Below are 22,808 nucleotides of genomic sequence, written 5' to 3'. Positions count from 1 at the left end.
GATACTTGAATAATTAAAAACTTTTGTGGCTAAAAAATTATTTTGTCTGATAGCCTCCGTAATATTTTACAGGTGACCAGTCCGGGATGACTGGAAGTCGTGCGGGTGCTTCTGTTTTGTAGGTTTCATCTCCGTACACTACTTTCCCATCTACGATCGTCAGTTTTGAGGTAATGTTTTTGATGTCTTCATCATTGACTGTGAAATAATCTTTATCCAGAATGGTAAGATCTGCAAAGTATCCTTTCTGTATTTTTCCTTTCTGATAGTCTTTGATGAGTTCGTATCCGCCATAAGTAGAAAGTGATAAAGCCGTTTTTCTGTCCAGCGTATTTTCTTTGCCCATTACCTGAGTTCCTCCTATTGTTTTTCCTGTGGTGATCCAGTATAAAGCTACCCATGGGTTATAACTTGCCACTCTGGTTCCGTCTGTTCCCAATCCTACAGGAATTCCCATTTCCAGCATTTTTTTCACTGGAGGAGATGCTAAAGCCGGTTTTTTACCATATCTGTGGATGAAACTTTCTCCCTGATACGCCATTCTGTGCTGTACTGCAATTCCTCCGCCCAACGCTTTGATTCTTTTCATATTATCTTCGGTAACGGTTTCTGCGTGGTCGATAAACCATACTAATCCGTTCAAAGGAGTTTCTTTGTTTACTTCTTCAATGACATTTAAAAATCTGGTGATACTTTCATTATAGGTTGCATGAATTCTGAAAGGCCATTTGTTTTTTACCAGAAGACTTACTACGTCTTTCATGTTTTTTTCCATCGTAGCCGGAAGTTCGGGTCTTGGGAAAAGAAAGTTTTCAAAGTCGGCTCCGTCTGATACGAGGTTTTCCCCTCCACCGTTGACATGATAATCGATTTCATTAAAATCATTGTGACCATGGTCGTCAATTTCTACCATTCCAATCCATTTGGTATAATCGGCAAGCTCAGATCCTTTTTTCTGGGCAAATAAATAGTAAGGAAGTCGAACGGTAATTTTCCCCTGTTTGTTCAGCTGATCTGTTGTTCCGTAGTCATCCGGAAAATTCTGGAATCCTCCACCTGCGTCCATTACTGCAGTCACTCCCAATCTGTTCAGTTCCGTCATGTATTGAAGGGTAGAATTTACTTTTTCTTCTTCTTTCAGTTCCGGCAGTTTCGCTAATGTTGAATAAAGAATAAATGCATTCGGTTCTGCCACCAATAATCCTGTAGGATCTCCGTTATTGTCTTTTTCAATTAAACCTTGAGCAGGGTTTGGGGTATCTCCATTGATATTCAGTTCTTTTAATCCGGCTTTGTTCAGCCAGGCTTTTCCATAGAGATACATGATGAAAGTAGGCACATTTCCCGTAGCTTCATTAATTTCAGCCAGTGTGGGAAGTCTTTTTTCTTCAAACTGATATTCATTCCAGCCTCCGATGACTCTTACCCATTGTCCCTTCGGTGTTCTCTGAGCCTGTTCTTTCAGCATTTCCAATGCTCTTTTTAATGATTTCACACCATCCCAACGAAGTTCGGTATTGTAAAATCGTCCTCCTCTGATTACATGCAAATGGCTGTCAAATAAGCCTGGAATCACTCTGTTTCTTTTAGCATCAATGACTTTTGTATTGCCATTTTTTAATTTTAAAATCTGGGCATTGGTTCCTACCTGTAAGATTTTATGGTCTTTGATGGCCACAGCCTGTACTTCAGGATTCTTATCATCCATTGTGGTAATCTTCCCATTGGTAATGATCATGTCTGCTTTCTGAGCATTCAGAATTCCTGCTGCCAAAACTGTGGAAAGGGTAAATATATTCAGTAGTTTCATAATTTCAATTTTAAGTTTGAAGGTTTCGGCAGGCTTTCAGCCTGCCGAAACAGTCCCATTAGTGTTTTAACATTTCCTGAGCATACTGAATTCCAATACCATAAGCTCCACCATGTTTTTTCATCAGATCATTAACCGGTTTGTATGTTTCTTTTCTAGCCCAGTCTCTCTGCAGTTCCAATACATACTGAACAGAAGTGATAGGATGTGCTCCTGCCTGAACCATACGGGTGATTGACTGATCGTGCGCTTCTTTAGAAATATCCCCAGAAGCATCTGTTACTACATATACATCGTAACCTTCGTCAATCGCTGATAATACAGGTCCTACGATACATACACTTGTCCATAATCCTGCGAAAACCAGTTTCTTTTTATTTTTTCCTGTAATGGCTTTATGGGCATTAACGTCTTCCCATGTATTCATGGTAGTTCTGTCTACATATCCACTGGTTGCTTGCGGATATACTTCTGAAATTTCCGGGAAAACAGGTCCGCTGAATGACTTTTCTGCCACCGTTGTTACTACTGTAGGAACATTGAATATTTTTGATCCACCTGCAACCAGTGCCACATTGTTTCTTAACTCTTCCATGCTGATGCTTTTGGTTGCAAAAGCCATTTGACCTTCGTGGTCGATGAGTACTACGGCGTGATTGGTAGGATTTAATAATGATTTTCCAGGGTTTTGAGCTGATGCAGTTAATGATAATAAACCAGCTGCAAATGATAGGATTAATTTTTTCATAATAATTTAAAATTTAAGAGTTGTTATTTTTGTTTAATTTTTATAGTGTCATCGGTACTTCCATTAAAAGGATTTCTGTACCTTCCTGAAGGGTTTTGATCGTAATTTCCTGAATATCCCAGACTCCGAATCCATCTCGTTCTTCTATAATCTCACCGCCTATTTCTGCGCTTCCCTTCAAAATAAAAGCATAGACTCCGTTTCCTTTTTTTCTGATTTGATACTGTGTTTCTTTATTCTCCTCAAAAGTTCCCAGATGAAACCATGCGTCCTGATGGATCCATACACCTTCGTCATCTGCATTGGGGGAAAGAATCTGTTGAAATTGATTATGACCTTTGGTTTTATCTAATGTAATCTGATCATATCTCGGCGTCACATTTCTTTTTTTCGGATAAATCCAGATCTGAAGGAATTTTACAAGTTTATCACTGTTTTTGTTGAATTCGCTGTGCATAATTCCTGTTCCTGCACTCATGACCTGAATATCTCCGCTTCTGATCACCGCTGTATTTCCCATGCTGTCTTTGTGTTCAAGGTCACCTTCCAAAGGAATACTGATGATTTCCATATTGTCGTGAGGGTGGGTTCCGAAACCTCTTCCTGCTTCCACTTTATCATCATTCAGGACTCTCAATACTCCAAAGTGCATTCTTTCAGGATTATAATAATTGGCAAAACTGAAAGTGTGCTGGCTCAACAGCCATCCGTGATCTGCCTTCCCTCTTGTATCAGCTCTGTGAATCACAGAGTTTTCTTTTATTTTTGATTCTGTATTGGGAAGATGATTGTATCCGATCGGTTCTAGTGGTTCGATCTCATCGATATCATTTTTCATAGCACTGGCCAAAGAAGCTGATGCTACAAACATTCCTGTTCCCAATAATCCTTTCTTTAAAAAATCTTTTCTGTCCATATCAGATTGTTATTTGTTCTTGTTTGATAGGACAAATTTAGAGAGACCGGAAACCCTGCACATTTAACTAGTTTAATAAATGACTTTGAAGCAAAAAAAAATGCCGGATACTTTTGTATTCGGCAGTATAACTATAATGGATTGTTATTTTTTGGAAAGTGTAAAAGTCTTTTTACTCTTAGGAACTATTTAATTTGATATAATATTTTAAAGAATAACTCTATTTAGATTCTACGGAATGACAAACTGTGTGGGTAAGACCGTTATTTCAACTGTGTCATTCCTTAGGAACCTCTGTAGGAATGATAAGCAAAAAAATAATTGGAAAACGCAAAGACGCGAGTTGTTTTTTAAGCTAAATATTTTTAAGGCGCAAGGATTTTATCTCCGATAAAATGGGTGACTATAATTTCACAGAAATATTCACACCTATAAAACCCATGCAAATCTCTGCAATCTGCAAGTATAAAAAACTAAGATTTATTTCTCCTTTGAAGCAAGACGCTTCCTAATGGTGCTTACAAATTCTTTTGAAACCCCAAGGTAAGAAGCAATGTAGTATTGTGCTACTCTTTGCGGGATGGAAGGGTATACTTTGATGAATTCAAGGTATCTGTCGGATGCAGTCTTGGAAATGGTATTCACCAGTCGGCTTTGCAGGGTTGCCAGGTTCCTCTGAACCAGCATTCTGAAAACTCTTTCAAATTTGGGAACTTCCTGCAGCAGTTTTTCTTTTGTTGTAGTATTCAACATATAGATTTCCGAGTCTTCCAGTGTTTCGATAAAAACCTTAGAAGGCTTCTGTTCATGAAATGATGCAATATCACTGATCCACCAATCTTCGATGGCAAACAGTAACGTTACTTCGGAACCATTATCATCCAAACAATACATTCTCACACATCCTTTATGAATATACCCTTCAAACTGGCAAATCTCTCCTTCTCTCAGTAAAACTGTTTTTTTAGGAAACGACTGACAGACAAGCAGGTCTGTAAAAGTTTTTTCTTCTTCGGGAGTGATTGAAATAAATCGCGTAATATTTTTGATGATGTTTTCGAACATAATGCAGAGTTTACCCCTGCAAATTAGGAAAAAGACTGTAAACTTCGTTCTTTAAAAGTCCACTTCCTCCTCCATAATGATCGATTACTTTAACATCCTTATCCAAACCGGCACAAAATATTTTTATATCTTTCTCAAAATCATCTTCTAAGCCGGAGCTTAAAAGGACAATGTCCACCGTATTTTCCTTTATGTATTCATAGCAGAAATTTTCATCATTTTGTATCTCTGCTGTCCAGCCCTCATTATTTTCGATAATTCTTTTTAAAGTATCCAGAATTTCCTGGTTCTTTCCAATCACTAAAAAATGTAATGTTTTCATGTTGTTCAATGTTTAAAGTTTAAAGTTCAAGGTTCAGAGTTTAATGTTTATATTGTTTACTTGAAGGGTAAAATGACGATTTGGATTTCTGCGGAATGATATAGTGTAAAATAGATAAAGGGCTTAGTTTGTTCATTCTGTCTGTAATAATTTACACTCTTATAATTTCAAACGCACCCATCCTCATACTCTCCCACTCGTATCCAAAACCTCGAAACCTCGCACCCACTCTCTTACCCTCAAACCCGAAACCCGCTACAAATGTTTATTTCCTGTAATTTTTAATTCATTCAGATCCAGTTGTGATTCTGCTTTTCGAATCTCGTCATCACTGAAAAGTTTTTCGCGTTTCATTTTAAAGAGTTCTTTTCTCTGTAAGGCAAATATATCCATCATCACTTTATGATATTCGGCCATATCGTTTTGCCTGTTGGTACACATTTCAATAGAATTGAGATGATTCTGGTGAAGTTTGATATCACTTTCCAGCGTATTTTTAAGATTTTCAAGGAGACTATTGCTGTTCAACACCTCATTGTATTCGTTATCAAGCCTATGTACAGCAAGCTTATCCAGTCTCATCTGAATCCCGGCCTGCTGTTCGTGAGAAGGCAAAATATGATCGATCTCCCCTATTTTGGTTAATTTAATGATCAAGGGCAGGGTAAGTCCCTGAAACACTAATGTCACAAAAATGACGACAAATGTGATAAAAATGATCAGATTTCTCATAGGAAATTCAGCCTGCGAATTCATCATAACCGGAATGGACAGTGCTGTTGCCAGTGAGACCACTCCTCTCATTCCTGCCCATCCTATAATCAAGGGGTTTTTCCATCCCGGACTCGGATCACGACGGGCTTTTTCACTGAACCATCTTGGAAGATGAGCTACGGGATAGATCCATAAAAGACGTACCACAATGACAATCAAACTTATAACCAAACCATATTTGATACCTTCCATTACTGAAATTTCACCCAATCCATTGATTATATCAGGAAGTTCAAGACCTATTAATACAAAAACCAAAGCATTCATCACAAAAATCAGGGTGTTCCAGACTCCTGTCATATTGATTCTCGTAGTTCCGGTTTTGAAAATCTCATGAGCACGGAAAGACATAAACAATCCTCCGCTCACTACCGCCATCACTCCCGAAAAATGAAAATGTTCTGCAGAAAGAAATAAAATATATGGCGTCATTACGGTAAGTGCCGCATCAATAGCAGGTGTTGTAGGTAAAAAACGGTGAATGGCATAAAAAATATGTGCTCCGGCAATTCCTACGACAATTCCCATTCCTGCTACCAGAAAAAACTGTCCTGTAGCTTCATGCATTGAGAAAGCACCCGTCATTACAGCGGCCAGAGCAAACCTGAAAACGATCAGTGAAGAGGCATCATTAATCAGACTTTCTCCTTCCAGTATAGCGAGGGTACGTTTCGGTACTTTTAATCCTTTTAAAACTGTTGTGGCTGCTACTGCATCCGGTGGCGAAACAATTCCTCCCAATAAAAAGCCTAAAGCCAGCGTAAATCCCGGAATCAGCATTTGTGAAGTGTAAGCAACAACCAAAGATGTAAGAAATACCAAACCAAATGCCAACAAGCTGATGGGACGTTTCCATTTCCAGAAATCATTCCATGAAGTGTACCAGGCTGCTTCGTATAAAAGAGGTGGTAAGAAAATCAGAAATATAATCTCCGGATCCAGCTTTAAAACAGGGACTCCGGGAATAAGGCTGATCCCCAATCCGGCAAGTACCAGAAAGATAGGATAGGCAATTTTGATCCGTTGTGCCAGCATGACCAGCAGCATAACAAGTAATAAAAGTCCTAATATTAAAAGTAATTGTTCGTGCATGTTTTTGAAGTTAGATTTCAGATTCTGATCATTTATGTTTGGGCTAAAGCCAGTGGTAAATTTATTTTTTTAAAGGCGGGCTAAAGCCCACCGCTATTGAATGTTAATTTATTTATTGAGACTCCTACGGAGTGACAATCTGTATGGATAGTTAATCCTCATACTTTGCCATTCCGTAGGAATCTCCACTTCACTAGGTTACTTAAAAATGTAATAACCACAAAAGTCACAAAGTTTTTGTTTTAAAATGTTTGTAAAGTTTAATAATATACAATATAAAGATCACATGAGAGAAAAATCAAAGATTTTTATAAAACTTAAGTGTTCTTTTTAAGCGCTCGATATTTACTTATCAAATCTTTTGTGACTTTTGTGGTTAAACTATTTAAATATAACTGAATTCGCTATTTCAATTTCTTCTTCGTTAATAGAATGTCCAAAATTGGCATATACTTTTTCTGTTACCTCCGCATTCATTTCTCTTAAAATATTAGCTGTAGCATATACTCTTTCTACCGGAACATGAAAATCAGGATTGCTGGTTCCCAGGAAAACCGGAGTCCCTGCAAAATCACCTTTATAATTTTCACGGTTGATTTTATCTCCAATCACGCCACCAATAATAGCTGCCGCTCCACCGAACTTCTGAGCATTACGGGCTAAAAATTCAAGGGTAAGACAGGCTCCCTGGGAAAATCCGAAAAAGTATATATTTTCAGGTTTTATTCCTGAATTGACAACCGCTTTTACCGTTTCTTCAACCATTTCAAGAGCTGATGATAACCACGGTTCGTTTTGTTCCACCGGAGCTATAAATGAAAAAGGATACCAGCTGTGATTCAAAGCCTGTGGGGCTAGAAGTGCATAGTCTTTTACATTCAAATGCTGGGATAAACTCAGAATATCCTGAGCACTTCCTCCGCGTCCGTGAATCATGATCAAAGCTTTTTCCGCCTGATTTAAGGGTATTCCTGCTGTTTTTATATTTAAAGTATGACTCATTATTTCTATCTGAATTTTTCTGTTGGATAATCGATTTTGGGAAGAACTTCTTTCAAACGTTCTCTTCTTTTTTCAAACTGTAGCGGCAATTGCAGATCTTCACCTAAAAATGCAGCTTCTTCATCCACGTCGAACCCTGGGCCTGAAGTTGCTATTTCAAACAAAACGCCTCCCGGTTCTTTAAAATATACGGAAGTAAAATATTTTCTGTCTTTCACTTCGGTATGCTCCAATCCGTATGTGTTGAGTCTCTTTACCATTTCCAGCTGGGACTCTGCGTCGGGAGTAGCAAAAGCCACATGATGAACGGTACCTCTTCCTGCTAAACCTTTTAAAGCATTTGGGGTAGAAAGCAGATCTACATATTTCCCCGGCATATTTTCTGTTCCCAGTCTCAATCGGTCAGGGCTTTCTTTGATCACTTTATGATCCATCTGGGTGGTCAGAAGTGCTGCTGTTCTTTCATAAGCATCCTGCCAGATTTCCACATGATGAATCCCTTTGATGGCATAATATTTTGGAATATAACCATTATAATAACCTTTTCTTTCGTCTTTATCATTAAAAACCAATTCCAATCCCAGTCCGTCAAAATCTTCAAGATAAATGAAAACTTCATCAGAAAATCTTTGCTGCGGCTGTTTGAAGGGAATATTAAACTGTTCCAGACGGTTCATCCAATAATCCAGGGCATCTATAGAAACTGAAAAAGCAGTGGTGTTAAGCATTCCTTTTCCATGTCTGCCATTGATCAGATCTTTACCATAGGGAAAAGTAGTCATAATCGTTCCAGGTGTTCCGTACTCGTCACCGAAATAAAAATGATAAACATCTGAATAATCAAAATTGACTGTTTTTTTGACCAATCGAAGCCCCAAAACTCCGGTATAAAAATCTATATTTTCCTGTGCATTGCCGGTAATTGCCGTAACGTGATGCAATCCTGTGATAAGTTTCATTGTGATAAAATTGTTAATTGGTTATTATAATGGAGGCGAGATTTCGGGGTTCGGGATTCGAGTTGATAAGTTCGAGAATAACTTTATTCATCTTCTGTTTTTAGCTCAAGATTCTCAAACCCTCTTCCCCTCAGACTCTCAAACTCGAATCTCAAAAACCCGTATCCTGAAACTCGAATCTCGAATCTCGAAAACCCGCATCCCGCATCTCAAACTCCCTACAGTTCTTCCTTCAACCATACATCATTATATTCTTCCGGATGACGTTTGAACTGAGCGTGAACATAAGGACATAGCGGTAGAATTTTCAAATCATTTTCTCTTGCGTAGGAAACCAGTCTTTCCAGTAAGATTTTGGCAAAGCCTTTTCCTTCATATTCCGGATTTACTTCGGTATGGTAAACGGTCAGTTTTTTTCCTATAACTGATATGTCCATTTTACCTGCTTTATGATCGTCTGAGAAAAGCTGAATCTCTCCTTTTCTTCCTTCTAAAACTATTTCTGTTCTTTCCATTTTTCTTGTTTTTAATTGTTAATTCAAAATTAGCATCTTTATAAGTTCTGACCGATGACCTATGATAAGTTCGGCAATACTCCTTCTATTTTCTCACGCATTCCTTGGTATTGAACAGGAAGTTTAAGGTTGGTTCCCAACTCTTCCAAAGGCTCATCTACAGTGAATCCAGGATTATCGGTTGCAATTTCAAATAAAACTCCACCCGGCTCACGGAAGTACAGTGAGTAGAAATAATCTCTGTTGATTTTTGGTGTGATGCTTAGTCCTGCGGATAAGGCTTTCTCACGATATTCCATCAAAACATTATCATCTTTTACTCTGAATGCAATATGGTGATTGGTTCCAGCTGCATTTCTACCTGCCGAAATGGTGTCATTTTCAATAATATCAACAATATTAGCGGTATCAATAGCATCAGTTGCTAATCTGTATCTTTCTCCCTCCTGTTTCTGCAAATCATATCCTAAAATATCGGTCAGAACTTTAATGGTAGGATCTGCTTTTTTTAAGGTTAGAGTGACATTGTGAAAACCTTTTAATGCATTTTCATCTTTGATATCATCCGTGGTCCATACTTTTCTGTTGTCTTCAACTAATGGTTCTATTAACTGTAACTGAAGTCCGTCCGGATCTTTAAAAGAAATCATCTTTTCTCCGAATATTTCGCCTTCTTCCGTGGTTACATTAAGGTTTTGTAAATGGTTTTTCCAAAAGTCAAGACTTCCTTTCGGTACAGAATATCCGATATGAGTAGCCATTCCGCTTCCATTGGTTCCTTTTCCTATTCCTTCCCACGGAAAGAATGTAAGAATGGTTCCCGGAGTTCCGTTTTCATTTCCGAAATAAAAATGATACGTTCCCGGATCATCAAAATTTACAGTTTTCTTTACCAGTCTTACGCCTAAAACTTTGGTATAAAAATCTAAATTTCTTTTGGCGTTGTCTGCAATAGCAGTAATATGATGCAGACCTAAAATTCTATTGTCCATGTCTTTTAATTTTGATGCTAAATTACAGTGAACAGAAATCCTGTGCATTTAACTAGTTTAATAAATGCAAAACCCTCTTTTCGGAAACACATTTAAATCATTTTTTAAACATCCCACAACCAGCCTTTACACAATTCTCAAAAAATTCAGTTTATTTTATGTTTTCTACAACCCCAATTACCGGTCAATTTCTATAGTATTTGAATTAAAAAGCATAAAAAATCGATAAACACTTTAAAATAATCAAAAAATAAAAACACATAAAACACTGAATTAAATATAGTTAATCCATTAACAATAATTTAATATTCAAAAAGCCTACTTTTTTAGTGGACTAATAAAAATTATATTATATATTTGCAAACGTATTCAGGAAATAAGACAAAATGAAGGCAGAATTAAAATATAATTCAATTAAGAAACATAACATCAAAAATATGATGAAGGATATGTGTATGCCTATACATCAAGAATACTGTGGTTGACCTTACTTTTATTTAGATATATTTTCAAAGGCTTTACCACGTGGTAGAGCCTTTTTTCATTGAACACAACAACATTAAAAACATAAAAATGAGCAATTCTAAAAACAAATGGTTAATTCCATTGGCGTTTACAAACATCTATGTGATATGGGGAATTACGTTTTTAGCTATTTCATTTGGCTTAAAAGGATTTCCGCCATTCATTCTTTCGGGGTTAAGATTTCTGGTTGCCGGAATTCTGATGATAAGCTATCTTCTCTCTAAAGGGGAAAAAGCAAATTCTCTGATCAACTGGAAGAAAAATGCCATAACCGGTATTCTTATTCTTACCGGAGGAACCGGGCTTGTTGCCTGGGGAGAACAGTATGTAACGGCTTCTGAGGCGGCCATTTCTATTGCAACAGGACCATTTTGGTTCATTGCTATCGATAAGAAAAACTGGAAATATTATTTTTCGGATAAATTCATTCCGATAGGATTGATTATCGGTTTCGTAGGGCTGATTATGTTTTTAAAGGGCAGTGTAAATTCTAATGCCCATGCATTGGCAGATGGAAACCTGCGTATTACTGCGTTTGTGGTATTAGGACTAAGCTCCATTGCCTGGGTATTGGGTTCATTATATTCAAAGAAAAATCCGGCTTCCCAATCTACGTTTATGAATATTGCCCAACAGCTTATCGTAGCGGGATTAGCCTCTTTCATTATCGCCTTTTTCAGAAGAGAATGGACTGATTTTTCAGTTTCTGCGGTTCCATTATCGGCATGGTTTGGGGTTCTATTTTTGATCTTCTTTGGATCGATAGTCGCTTATTTGTCGTACATTTGGCTTCTGTCCGTAAAACCCGCTGCTTTGGTAAGCACCCATACCTACATCAATCCTATTGTAACCGTGATTGCAGGCTGGATTGTTGCCCACCAAAGCATCAATGGAGGTCAGCTGTATGGTTTATTCATCATATTGCTGGGAGTACTTCTAACCAATGTCACCAAGTATTTCAGACTTTCAAAACGGGCCAAGGTCAAAATCAGAAGAGTAAGGAGATTTTTAAACAGAACGGGCAGAAGATATCAGCCTATTTAAAAAGTATATAAAATCAGAATGATAGAAATCAGAAACATATCAAAAACATTTCATCAGAAAAAACAGTCTTTCAAAGCACTGGATAAGGTAAGTCTTACTATAGATAAAGGAGATATCGTAGGAATTATCGGTTTTTCAGGTGCAGGAAAAAGTACGCTGATCCGTACCGTAAATCTATTGGAAAGACCGGATGAAGGACAAATTATTATTAATGGAAAGGATTTCACAAAGCTCAGTTCCCAACAACTGGCTGAGGAGCGTAAAAAAATCGGAATGATCTTCCAGCATTTCAATCTTCTTTCTTCAAGAACTGTTTTTGATAATGTAGCGCTTCCTCTGGAACTGGATCATACCAGCAAGGACGAAATCAACAGAAAAGTAAACGAACTCCTGAAGATCGTAGGCCTTGAAGATAAAGCCAATGATTATCCAAAAAGCCTTTCCGGAGGACAGAAACAGAGAGTCGCGATAGCAAGGGCTCTGGCCAATGATCCTCACCTTCTGCTTTGTGATGAAGCAACCAGCGCACTGGATCCGGCAACAACACAGTCTATTCTGCAGCTTTTAAGAGATATCAATCAGAGACTGGGAATTACCATCCTTTTAATTACCCACGAAATGGAAGTCATCAAATCGGTCTGCAACCACGTTGCTGTGATCGACAAAGGAAAATTATTAACAAAAGGAACTTTAAGCGAGATTATTTCGGATAAAGAACACCCGATCATCCGCCAGTTCATCAATTCAGACATCATGACTCTGCCACAGGAACTCAGCAGCAGACTGCAGAAAGAACCAAAAGAAGGTTTATTTCCGCTGGTCGAAATAGAACTTAACGAAAACATCAGTGTTGAACAGATTCTTTCAACACTATACAGCCAATATAAAATCCCTTATAAATTGTTAAAGGCAGATGTAGAATATTTTGGAAATTCCAATTTCGGTAAACTACTTTTACAGCTTCAGGGTGAGACTGAAGAAAACCAGCAGGCGATCTATTATTTCAACCAAAATAAAATTCAAAATACAGTAAAAGGATATGCTTAGTGATACGGTAATTGCCCTTTTGGCAAAAGGAACCTGGGAAACGGTTTACATGACATTTTTATCCGGATTCTTTGGATTTGTACTTGGACTTCCGGTAGGAATCATGTTATTTTTAACCAGAAAAGGACAACTGCTGGAAAATACCACCTACCATAGAGGATTATCTATTCTGGTTAATATTTTCCGTGCCATTCCCTTCATTATTCTGATTGTATGGATGATTCCTTTCACAAGAATTCTTGCAGGAACTTCTATTGGAGTAAATGCCGCTTTGGTTCCTCTAAGTGTGGGAGCTGCCCCTTTTATTGCAAGACTTGTAGAGAACAGCCTTATTGAGGTTCCACACGGCCTTATAGAGACGGCAAGAGCTTTGGGAGCTTCTCCATTACAGATTATCAGAAAAGTTTTGCTTCCTGAAGCACTTCCTTCATTAATCAATAATGCAACCATCACTTTGATCACCTTAGTAGGTTACTCTGCAATGGGTGGTGCTGTAGGAGCTGGCGGACTTGGACAGGTGGGTTACCAGTACGGATATATCGGATATGATATTGTAATTATGAATACCGTTTTGATTCTGCTTGTTCTTTTGGTTTTCATCATCCAGTTTATGGGCGACAGATTGTCAAAAAGATTTGATCACAGGTAGTTTTTGGGTGAGAGTGTTTGAGAGTAGGAGTGTTTGAGATCCGGGGTGCGAGTTTCGGGATACGGGGATGAATGAGATCATTTTTTACTCTTTTGCTTCAATAGTATTTAAATAAAAAAATAGAATGAAAAAAATAAAGATTTTTGGTTTAGTGGCCGCCGGAATATTGCTGTTCAGTGCCTGTTCGGGAAGAAAGGATGATCCGAACTTTATCCGTGTAGGGATCACGTATGGCCCAGAGCAGGAAATTGCTGAAGTAGCTAAAAAAGTGGCTAAAGATAAGTACAATCTTGAAGTGGAACTGATCCCTTTCAACGATTATGTAGTTCCCAATGAAGCCCTGACTAACGGGGATATTGATGCCAATGCCTTCCAGCATATTCCTTATTTAACGGAACAGTCCAAGCAGAGAGGTTATAACCTTGCTCCTGTAGGCAATACATTTGTGTATCCTATTGTAGCCTATTCAAAAAAAATTAAAAACGTTGGTGAATTACAGGAAGGCAACACGATTGTTATTCCCAATGATCCTACCAACGGAGGACGTTCTTTACTGCTTCTGCAAAAAAGTGGTTTGCTGAAATTGAAAGATGGTGTGGGACTTCTTCCCAAAGTAACAGATATTACAAAAAACCCGAAACAACTGAAAATCATGGAGATCGAAGGTGCTCAGATTCCAAGAGTTTTGGATGACAGAGATGTTGTTGTGGGGGTAATTAATAATAATTTTGCAGCACAGGCAGGTCTGGATCAGGAAAAGCAAGGTATTCTTGTGGAAGATAAAGATTCTCCTTATGTGAATGTGGTAGTCGCCAGACAGGATAATAAAAACAGCCAGAAAGTAAAAAACTTTGTAAAAGCCTATCAGTCTCCGGAAGTGGAAAAGAAAGCTAAGGAAATCTTCAAAGGAGGTGCTGTGAAAGGATGGGATTGATGAGTTGGAGAGTTTGAGAGTATTAGAGTATTAGAGTTGTGAGAGTGGATTCGGGATACGAGTTTTCGGGTTGGAGAGTAAGAGGGTTTGAGTGTAGATTCCTTCGGAATGAACAAACTACATGCTATACCTATACGTCCGCCTTATCATTCCATAGGAATCTAAACACTGTGCTAGGAGTGTTGTAAGATTCGAGGTGTTGAATGAAAGTATATGAGAGTAGCTTCATTCGTCTTTTACCATTTTGCAATTTTGCTTTCAGCCTTTTCACTTTGATGTCTCAACATCAACTTCTCTTCAGTTTTCCGCATTTACAAATACAATATTTAATAATAAGCTGTCTGCAAATAATCAGGCAGTTTTTTTATTTATCAATTTTTTATTTTCTCAATTTGAGATAATAAAAATTTTCTCTATTTTTGTTTTTAATCAAATAGTAAGGCATTATGTTAAAGAAAACCGTCATTATAAGTTTATTCACCTTTATTTCTGCTTCTTATATGGCTCAGACTAATACTACCATTCCTGTTTATCTGGATGAATCCAAACCTGTTGAACAGCGCATTCAGGATGCACTATCAAGAATGACCCTGGAAGAAAAAGTGGCTATGCTTCACGCACAGTCCAAATTCAGTTCACCGGGTGTTCCGAGATTGGGAATTCCTGAATTCTGGACTACAGATGGCCCGCACGGGGTTCGTCCTGAAGTAATGTGGGACGAATGGGATCAGGCCGGATGGACCAACGATTCTATTATCGCCTACCCTGCCCTGACTGCTTTATCCGCAACCTGGAACAAAAAAATGTCATGGAACTATGGGAAAGCATTGGGTGAAGAAGCCCGCTACAGAAAAAAAGATATTCTTCTGGGACCTGGAGTTAATATTTACAGAACTCCACTAAACGGCAGAAATTTTGAATACATGGGTGAAGATCCTTATCTGACATCCAAGATGGTGGTTCCTTATATTAAAGGTGTGCAATCTAACGGAGTGGCAACTTCTGTAAAACATTTTGCTCTGAACAATCAGGAAATGTTCCGTCATACAAGCAATGTGAATGTGGATGACAGAGCATTGTATGAAATTTACCTTCCTGCCTTTAAAGCAGCGGTAACAGAAGGTGATTCGTGGACGATCATGGGAGCTTACGACATGTATAAAGGCCAGTATGCCAGCCAGAATCAATATCTTTTAAATGATATTTTAAAGAAAGAATGGAATTATAAAGGCGTAGTGGTATCCGACTGGGGTGCTGTAAACAATACAGAACAAGCTATCCACAATGGTCTTGATCTTGAATTCGGCTCATGGACCAACGGACTTTCTGCAGGAACTAAAAATGCCTATGACAATTATTATCTGGCAAAGCCTTACCTTGATTTGATTAAAGCAGGAAAAGTAGGAACTAAAGAATTGGATGACAAAGTAACAAGATTACTTCGTCTTGCCTACAAAACAACGATGAACCGCAACAAGCCTTTCGGAAATATTGCTTCTGAAGAGCATAAAGCCATTGCCAAAGAAATCGGAGAAGAAGGAATTGTTTTATTGAAAAATCAGGGGAATATTCTTCCGATTGATCTTAATAAGGCTAAAAAAATAGCGGTTATTGGTGAAAATGCCATCAAAATAATGACTGTTGGCGGTGGTTCTTCATCTTTAAAAGTGAAATATGAAACACTTCCTTTAGACGGAATCAAATCCAGATTCGGAAAACAGGCTGATGTACAGTACGCAAGAGGCTATGTAGGAGATATCGGAGGAGAATATAACGGAGTAAAATCCGGACAGGATTTAAAAGACACCCGATCTGAGGCTGAATTATTGAATGAAGCCATAGAATTGGCAAAAAAATCAGATTACGTCATTTTCGTAGGCGGACTGAACAAAGCGGACTTCCAGGACAGTGAAGGAAACGACAGAAAAAGCTATGGACTGCCTTACAATCAGGATCAAATCATCTCTGCTCTGGCCAAAGCGAACAAAAACCTTGCTGTGGTTTTAGTTTCCGGAAATGCAGTGGCCATGCCGTGGATCAAAGAAGTTCCAACGGTTGTACAAGCCTGGTATCTTGGATCCGAGGCCGGAAATTCTATTGCAGCCATTTTAGCAGGAGATGCCAACCCATCAGGAAAACTTCCGTTTACATTTCCGGTAAAACTTGAAGACAATGCAGCACACCAGCTTGGAGAATATCCGGGGCAGAAAGATGAGTTAGCTGCAGGAAAAGGAAAAGACCAGAAAAATCCTATCAATATTACGTACAACGAAAGCATTTTTGTAGGGTATCGCTGGCATGATACCAAAAATATAAAACCACTGTTCAGCTTCGGGCATGGTTTGAGCTACACTACTTTTGAATTCGGAAAAGCAAAAGCAGACCAGACTACTATTTCACAGGATGGTAAAATCACATTTACAGTAACCGTTAAAAATACAGGTAAAAAGGCAGGTGCTGAAGTGGCGCAGCTTTATATCAGTGATTTAAAATCTTCTGTTCCACGCCCTGCAAAAGAATTGAAAGGTTTTGAAAAAATATACCTGAATCCGGGAGAACAGAAAGAAGTGACTTTCACCATTGATAAAACGGCTTTAAGTTATTTTGATGCTCAAAAACACGATTGGGTAGCTGAGCCCGGAGACTTTGAAGCTCTTATTGGAAATTCTTCAGATGCCATTAAAACCAAAGTGAAATTTACTCTTAAATAGAAAAACTGAGTATAAACTCTATTTATAATTATTTGATAGAATGCAAACAGATTCCGGATTGGGATCTGTTTTTTTTAATTTTTCTCCCAAAGATTACAGAGATTTCACAGATTTTTATAGACAATCAAGGACGTACCTCAGTGCTTCTAGCTTCTAGCTTCCAGCTTCCAGCCAGAAATAAAAAGCAGATTCCCAATTGGAAACCTGCTTTCATTATATCTAACAAATCCTGAATTATTTTCCGCCGCCGCCGTTTTTCTCTACGTCGGTTTTTGTATTCTCCTTTACCTTCTGGTTTCCAAAACGCTTTACAAAAGTAAGAGAAACTCCATACCAGTCCCATTTTGAGTACTCTCTGAAAGTTCCGTCCGCGCTGTATGTTGTGTTATCGCCATAAGGCCTTTTAAAGATGTTCATCAGCTGCATGCTCAGCTCCATCTGGGTTTTCGGGAATATTTTAGTCACTGAAATATTATGGAAAACATTGGTATTGTTGGCATATGAGTTACCGTTATTCTGATTGGCAAGTTCCATCCATGCACTTACATTAATGTTTTTATTAAACAGATTAGTATAAGATATATTCGCTGAGGCTCCCCAATAGCTGATATAATCCTTAGCTCCCAATTTATTCTTCTCGTTAAAATCCTTATTATTAATGTAGTACCATCCAAATCCGGCATTCACATTCAGTTTATTTTTCAGGAAATTCTGATTGGTATTGGCAAATAGGTAGTATTTTTCAACCTTTCCATCAAAGTTCCCCGGCAATGAAACTGTTCTGCCATTTTCCGTTACGTAAGTCGTCCAGTAATCCTGATTCGTGTGCATATATCTTGCAGAGATAAAGTACTTTTTCAGAATTCCGAACTTCAGATAAAGCCTGTCATTCGGGTTAGGATTCAGATAAAGGTTTCCTCTGGAATACGTTCCGTTAATTTCAGGCATAAGGAAGGGATTAAATTCAGAATACCAGGGTCTCCAAATGCTTCGGTTGTAGGTAAGACTCAGGTCAAATTTCTCTGAAAAACTATATTTCAGCAATAAGTTGGGAAGAAAAGAGCCGTAAGAATCCCTTCTTTCCGTACCTGCTACATCCTGTCTTACTTTATAATCAATATATTCGTAACGGATTCCGACTCTGGTTTCCAGTTTTTCAAAAAATGTCTTGCTGTAATTGGCATATAAGGAGCTCAGATGATCTTCATAATGGAATCTGTCATTGCGGGAAAGATTAGCGAATTCCGGGATGGCATTATCAATGCTGAATCCATACAGGCTGTTAGGAATAACATGGTTGTTTATTTCGGTCTTCCCTCCTACTTCCATGGTGCCACCCGATTTACCAAAAGGTTGTGTATAATCAACTTTCAGATAATAATTACGCATCTGATTGCTACTGATAACGCCCAGCTGCTGATGGGTTATCACCCCTTGCTTAGTAATTTGCTTGTCGATCAGATTATCATTATTATCACTGGAATAATTGGTTCCTAAATTAATATCTAAGATTCTGTTCTTTTCTTTATCATAATATTTGTAGAAAGCATTAGTCCCCAGATTACGGCTGAATCCCCAGTTGTTTTGGTTCTGAAGGAAAGATTCTCCCGGATCTCCGTCTTTTGTAGTGGCCCCATCAGATTCTGCAGTATGAAAATTCCTGTTTTGTGAATATTCCAGTACAAGCCCGAAGTTATTTTTATCATTAATTTCAAACTCCGAAGTGGAAGAAACAGAAGGGCTTTCATTTCTCATTACATTTTTCAGATTAAACTGTGTCAGTTTATTTTCCGCATAGCGGTTATCCCATGTCTGATTCGTCTGTACATAAGTTCCGTTATTATAACCTCCTATAAGGGTTTGGGTAAACTTTTTCTTATGGTAGTTCAGGTTGAAATTCGTGTATTGCGAGTTTTTGGTACTTTGTCTGTTGTTGAGAGATATGCTTCCTTTTAATCCTTCATCATCCCTTTTTTTAAGGACAATATTGATTACGGAACCGGAAGTTTCATAACGGGAAGACGGGCTGGTGATCACTTCAATTTTCATCAGGTTATCGGCAGGAATTGTTTTAAGATATTCCTTGAGCTCCTTACCTGTAAAAACAGATTTCCTATCATTGATATATACGGTAACCAATTGTCCCTCAGCTTTTACCTCATCATTGTTATCAATACTTACCAGAGGAGTCATTCTCAGCACATCCCATGTTGTATTTCCCGCCAGAATTGCACTATTCGCTACATTAAATACAGTTCTGTCTACTTTAGATTCTACGGTTGGCTTTCTGGCAACCAGAGTAACCGCTTCTATTTCTTTTGCATTTCCTTTTACAGTATCGTTGGCAGCCGGAGCTGGAGCTTGTTGGGCCATTGCTGATACGCCTGCTAATATTGCTATGGGAAATAATAGTATTTTCATGTGAAATTATAGTTTTTTCTATAAGACCACTATCTTCATTAATATGTTACATTAAAAAGTAAAAAAAAGCAAAATAATTATTTAATTTTCAAGCATATAACAATTAAAACATAAACATAAATTTAAAAACGATGTAAATTTTTCAATAAATCAAACCAATAAAACTCACTTCCATTATAAATATTCTTAAAAAACAGTATTTATACGAAATTGAAAATTTATTTTAATTCCAACAATTTGACAAGCAAAAAGCCCGGATCTCACCCGGGCCGTTAGCAATAGCAAATTGACAAGGATTACTATTAAAAAATATATGCTAGTTTACACTTTCAAAGTAATGAATAACACCAACTTCAGGCAGACGAAGCGGATCTTTATTAAAACCGGATTCTTTATTCCTGCTGCTTTCCAGAAAAGAATTACTGAAAAGTGCATAAGAAGGCTGTTCAGCGACTCCGTTTTTCAGAAGCTGATGAGCCTCCACGATTGTTTTTCCATATAATTTTCTGAAGTTTCCGATATTGTACTGTGAAAAAGATCCGTAATGAACAATAAACTTGAGAGCCAGATCAATTTTGGTACTTAAACTTTTACTTAACTCTTCTATTTTCCTGTTGAAAGCAGTTCGCATCTTCCACAGCATTGTTGAAATACTCTGGTAAGACGGATTTTCATCATAACGGTAAAATAAAATGGCATCTCCCTCAATCTCGGAAATTTCAAAATACTGATCGTTCACATCAATGAGTGTCGACAGTAATTGCCGTACAATATACTCGCCTGTATACAATTTTGTATTGAACACAAATTCAGTAAATCCGCTGAAATCCGGAATGAGAATAATCCCCTCCTGTATAGTTGTCTTCATAATGATAATGGATTAAAAACCTGCTTCATCATTACAGACGAAGCTGATTCAATTTTACTTTATCATTTTAAGACATTAAAAAAAATCCTGCGGAAATTTTACTTCTATTTTTAAACAACAATCATCAGCTCCTTATCATATCCATTATATTTTTCATCAATATAACCATGAGGATTACAGATAATTTCCGTTTCTCCGATCTTATATCTTACGGGAGTATGAATATGCCCGTGAATCCAGTACAGAGGCTGATATTCTTTGATGAAATCTTCCAGATCAGAAGCATAGGCCGCTGTTAAAGGATCATTTTTGTAATGTTCTGGAACTGACTGTATGCTGGGTGCATGATGGGTAACGACAATATTTTCAAGTCCTTTTGAGTCTTCAAGACTTTCTTTTAGCCATTGTTTTGAAAGCTGATGAATTTTAAAGGTATCCAATGTTCTCATTTTCGAATAGGAAGGATCTCTTCTGATCATTTTATAGTCATTCATCTTAGATTGACAAAGCATTCCGTACTGAACAGGATTTCCAAAGATGGAAAAATCCGTCCATAAAGTGGCTCCATGAAAACGAATACCTTCAATGTCTATAAATGAATTTTCCAGCACATAAACATTGGAACCCAGGGCTGCTTCTTTAATCTTGTGAAGTGTTTTCGGATATGAGCCTTTATAATATTCATGATTGCCCAAAACATAGATGACAGGTTTATCGGATATAGTTTCTTTTATCCATTCAATTCCTTTGGTTCCCAGATTGACATCTCCTGCCAGCACAATTATATCAGCATGATCAAAATATAATTCTGTACTCCCAAATTCCCGGTGAAGATCGCTGATAACCTGTATTTTCATGATATATAGTAAACAGCAAAGGTAATAAAGGAAAGCAGAATAGCAAAAATCAAAAAAAAAGAACCGGCCCCTAAGCACCGATTCTTTCGTCATATAGTTTGTGTATTTTTAAGGCTGCTCGTTATGAAACGGCTACTTCTGCCTGCTTCACTTTTATGCTTTTCAATATAAAATAAAATAACATTCCTAGAGCCAGTAAAGCGTAACTGATCAAAATAATCAGATTCAGGCTTCCCACAGAAAGTTCTGACGGAAAGATCTGGCTCATTAAGGTCATAAACGACAATCCGATTCCTGCTCCCAAAAAGTAACTTGTAGAGCTCAAACTTGATGCCAATCCGTAATGTGCCGGCTCAACATCCTGAATTCCCATTACTGAAAGTGCGGTAAAACAGAACGTCATTCCTATTCCTGAAATACATGCCGCTCCAAACAAAACCATAGTCAGCGGATGTCCTGCATATACAGAAATTAAGAGCAGCAAACCACCGGCAAGCATAAACAACCATCCCAAAACACCCATTTGAGATGAGCTGAGACGTTTGGATACATACGGCAAAATGAATTTAGCGGTTAACGCTGACAGAATACTGAACGGAACAAGCATTAACCCTGCGGAAGCAGCGCTGTAGCCCATATCTTTCTGAAGCATCAGTGAAATCAGGAATAAAAATCCGATAAAAAATGCTCCCAGAGTAAAGAATACAGCATTGGAAACTACTAAAGATCTGTGTTTAAACAGTTTTAAATCTACCAATGGCTCTGCAACGGATTTTAAACGATAGTACACCATAACAAGAAGTACTAAAGCGAGTATTAAAGAACCTGTTACCAGGAAAGGCTGTTCTTTGATGTGAACCAATTCATGTGTTCCGTAAGTCAGGCTTAGCAATCCAAACACCATCAATATTCCTGAAACCATATCTGTTTTCTGAGCGGTTTCGCTTTTTTCATCGGTTGGCAGATAATAGTACGACAGCACCAATGTGATCAAAAGAATAGGAACATTGATGAGGAAAACCCAATGCCAGCTCAGGTAAGTACTGATGATTCCTCCTACTGAAAGACCACTTCCTGAACCAATGGCAGCAAATGAACTGAAAATTCCGATGGCACGGTTTCTCTCCTGCTCTCCTCTGAAAGTATTGGTCACGATAGACAGTGCAGAAGGCATTACCAATGCTGCTCCCAGTCCCTGTAAAGCACGGAATACCGCCAGCACTTCAAAGTTCTGAGATAGTCCGGCTCCTAACGAAGTCAGCATAAAAATCAGCGCTCCCCATAAAAACATTTTTTTTCTTCCGATCTGATCTGAAAGCTTTCCTCCAATGATCAGAAATCCGCCAAAGAACAATACATAAAGTGTCTGCAGCCACTGAACCGTCTCTGCTCCAATCTGAAACTGCTGCTGAATAGAAGGAATGGTCAAATTAATAATGGCAATATCCAACGCCTCTACAAATGTTCCTACCGATGCTAAAATTAATATTACATTCTTCCTTGTATCCATGTTTCAAATTTCCTGCAAAATTAAAATTAACAGAACGTATTTGAAAA

Annotated in this window: 19 protein-coding genes; 5 read left to right on the top strand and 14 right to left on the bottom strand. The window is 37.9% G+C overall.

What is annotated here, in order from left to right; translation table 11 throughout:
- Positions 1 to 37: 37 nt before the first annotated feature.
- From JNG87_RS14910 to JNG87_RS14865, 10 genes are all read right to left on the bottom strand, one after another.
- Positions 38 to 1,810 carry an amidohydrolase gene (locus JNG87_RS14910; RefSeq protein WP_202839208.1) on the bottom strand — a complete coding sequence of 591 codons (1,773 nt, stop codon included), beginning with the start codon at positions 1,808 to 1,810 and terminating at the stop codon, positions 38 to 40.
- 58 nt (positions 1,811 to 1,868) lie between these two features.
- Positions 1,869 to 2,558 carry a hydrolase gene (locus tag JNG87_RS14905; RefSeq protein ID WP_110010611.1) on the bottom strand — a complete coding sequence of 230 codons (690 nt, stop codon included), beginning with the start codon at positions 2,556 to 2,558 and terminating at the stop codon, positions 1,869 to 1,871.
- 40 nt (positions 2,559 to 2,598) lie between these two features.
- Entirely contained in the window at positions 2,599 to 3,474 is an 876-nt protein-coding gene (locus JNG87_RS14900) for a pirin family protein (RefSeq protein WP_202839207.1), read from the bottom strand.
- A gap of 480 nt (positions 3,475 to 3,954) precedes the next feature.
- On the bottom strand, positions 3,955 to 4,539 hold the full coding sequence (locus tag JNG87_RS14895) for a Crp/Fnr family transcriptional regulator (RefSeq protein ID WP_202839206.1): 585 nt from the start codon (positions 4,537 to 4,539) through the stop codon (positions 3,955 to 3,957).
- Positions 4,540 to 4,549: 10 nt separating this feature from the next.
- Positions 4,550 to 4,861, bottom strand: a complete 312-nt coding sequence (locus JNG87_RS14890; protein ID WP_202839204.1) for a hypothetical protein — start codon at positions 4,859 to 4,861, stop codon at positions 4,550 to 4,552.
- Between the two features lie 255 nt (positions 4,862 to 5,116).
- Positions 5,117 to 6,727, bottom strand: coding sequence for a Na+/H+ antiporter (locus JNG87_RS14885; protein WP_202839202.1), 1,611 nt, complete (start codon positions 6,725 to 6,727; stop codon positions 5,117 to 5,119).
- A gap of 381 nt (positions 6,728 to 7,108) precedes the next feature.
- Positions 7,109 to 7,729 (bottom strand): alpha/beta hydrolase, encoded by a 621-nt coding sequence (locus tag JNG87_RS14880; protein ID WP_202839200.1) that lies wholly within the window; start codon positions 7,727 to 7,729, stop codon positions 7,109 to 7,111.
- 5 nt (positions 7,730 to 7,734) lie between these two features.
- Positions 7,735 to 8,688, bottom strand: coding sequence for a VOC family protein (locus tag JNG87_RS14875; protein WP_202839198.1), 954 nt, complete (start codon positions 8,686 to 8,688; stop codon positions 7,735 to 7,737).
- Positions 8,689 to 8,906: 218 nt separating this feature from the next.
- On the bottom strand, positions 8,907 to 9,203 hold the full coding sequence (locus tag JNG87_RS14870; protein WP_047433770.1) for a GNAT family N-acetyltransferase: 297 nt from the start codon (positions 9,201 to 9,203) through the stop codon (positions 8,907 to 8,909).
- Positions 9,204 to 9,262: 59 nt separating this feature from the next.
- Entirely contained in the window at positions 9,263 to 10,195 is a 933-nt protein-coding gene (locus tag JNG87_RS14865; protein WP_202839196.1) for a ring-cleaving dioxygenase, read from the bottom strand.
- 573 nt (positions 10,196 to 10,768) lie between these two features.
- Between JNG87_RS14865 and JNG87_RS14860 the strand changes: the two genes are divergently transcribed.
- From JNG87_RS14860 to JNG87_RS14840, 5 genes are all read left to right on the top strand, one after another.
- Complete coding sequence (locus JNG87_RS14860) at positions 10,769 to 11,764, top strand: EamA family transporter (protein ID WP_202839194.1); 996 nt, start codon at positions 10,769 to 10,771, stop codon at positions 11,762 to 11,764.
- 18 nt (positions 11,765 to 11,782) lie between these two features.
- The gene (locus tag JNG87_RS14855; protein ID WP_120231801.1) at positions 11,783 to 12,811 is read left to right on the top strand and encodes a methionine ABC transporter ATP-binding protein; all 1,029 of its coding nucleotides are present in this window, start codon (positions 11,783 to 11,785) and stop codon (positions 12,809 to 12,811) included.
- Positions 12,804 to 13,460 (top strand): methionine ABC transporter permease MetI, encoded by a 657-nt coding sequence (gene metI / locus JNG87_RS14850; protein WP_202839192.1) that lies wholly within the window; start codon positions 12,804 to 12,806, stop codon positions 13,458 to 13,460. Before JNG87_RS14855 ends, metI begins: the two co-directional genes overlap by 8 nt.
- 124 nt (positions 13,461 to 13,584) lie before the next feature.
- Positions 13,585 to 14,394 carry a methionine ABC transporter substrate-binding lipoprotein MetQ gene (gene metQ / locus JNG87_RS14845; RefSeq protein ID WP_202839189.1) on the top strand — a complete coding sequence of 270 codons (810 nt, stop codon included), beginning with the start codon at positions 13,585 to 13,587 and terminating at the stop codon, positions 14,392 to 14,394.
- 500 nt (positions 14,395 to 14,894) lie between these two features.
- Positions 14,895 to 17,105: a glycoside hydrolase family 3 C-terminal domain-containing protein gene (locus tag JNG87_RS14840; RefSeq protein WP_395974888.1), complete on the top strand. Its 2,211-nt coding sequence runs from the start codon at positions 14,895 to 14,897 to the stop codon at positions 17,103 to 17,105.
- A gap of 234 nt (positions 17,106 to 17,339) precedes the next feature.
- On the opposite strand, the gene JNG87_RS14835 is transcribed toward JNG87_RS14840, so the two are convergent.
- From JNG87_RS14835 to JNG87_RS14820, 4 genes are all read right to left on the bottom strand, one after another.
- The gene (locus tag JNG87_RS14835) at positions 17,340 to 19,526 is read right to left on the bottom strand and encodes a TonB-dependent receptor domain-containing protein (RefSeq protein ID WP_202839185.1); all 2,187 of its coding nucleotides are present in this window, start codon (positions 19,524 to 19,526) and stop codon (positions 17,340 to 17,342) included.
- A 316-nt stretch (positions 19,527 to 19,842) separates the two neighbouring features.
- On the bottom strand, positions 19,843 to 20,394 hold the full coding sequence (locus JNG87_RS14830; RefSeq protein WP_110010596.1) for a DUF2652 domain-containing protein: 552 nt from the start codon (positions 20,392 to 20,394) through the stop codon (positions 19,843 to 19,845).
- Between the two features lie 110 nt (positions 20,395 to 20,504).
- Positions 20,505 to 21,251, bottom strand: coding sequence for a metallophosphoesterase (locus JNG87_RS14825; protein ID WP_202839182.1), 747 nt, complete (start codon positions 21,249 to 21,251; stop codon positions 20,505 to 20,507).
- A gap of 121 nt (positions 21,252 to 21,372) precedes the next feature.
- On the bottom strand, positions 21,373 to 22,761 hold the full coding sequence (locus JNG87_RS14820; RefSeq protein WP_202839181.1) for an MFS transporter: 1,389 nt from the start codon (positions 22,759 to 22,761) through the stop codon (positions 21,373 to 21,375).
- Positions 22,762 to 22,808 lie beyond the last annotated feature (47 nt).

This window comes from Chryseobacterium cucumeris, assembly GCF_016775705.1.
In the GTDB taxonomy this organism is placed as follows: domain Bacteria; phylum Bacteroidota; class Bacteroidia; order Flavobacteriales; family Weeksellaceae; genus Chryseobacterium; species Chryseobacterium cupriresistens.
Note: the sequence above shows the minus strand (reverse complement) of the source record. Positions and strands in the feature narration are given on the sequence as shown.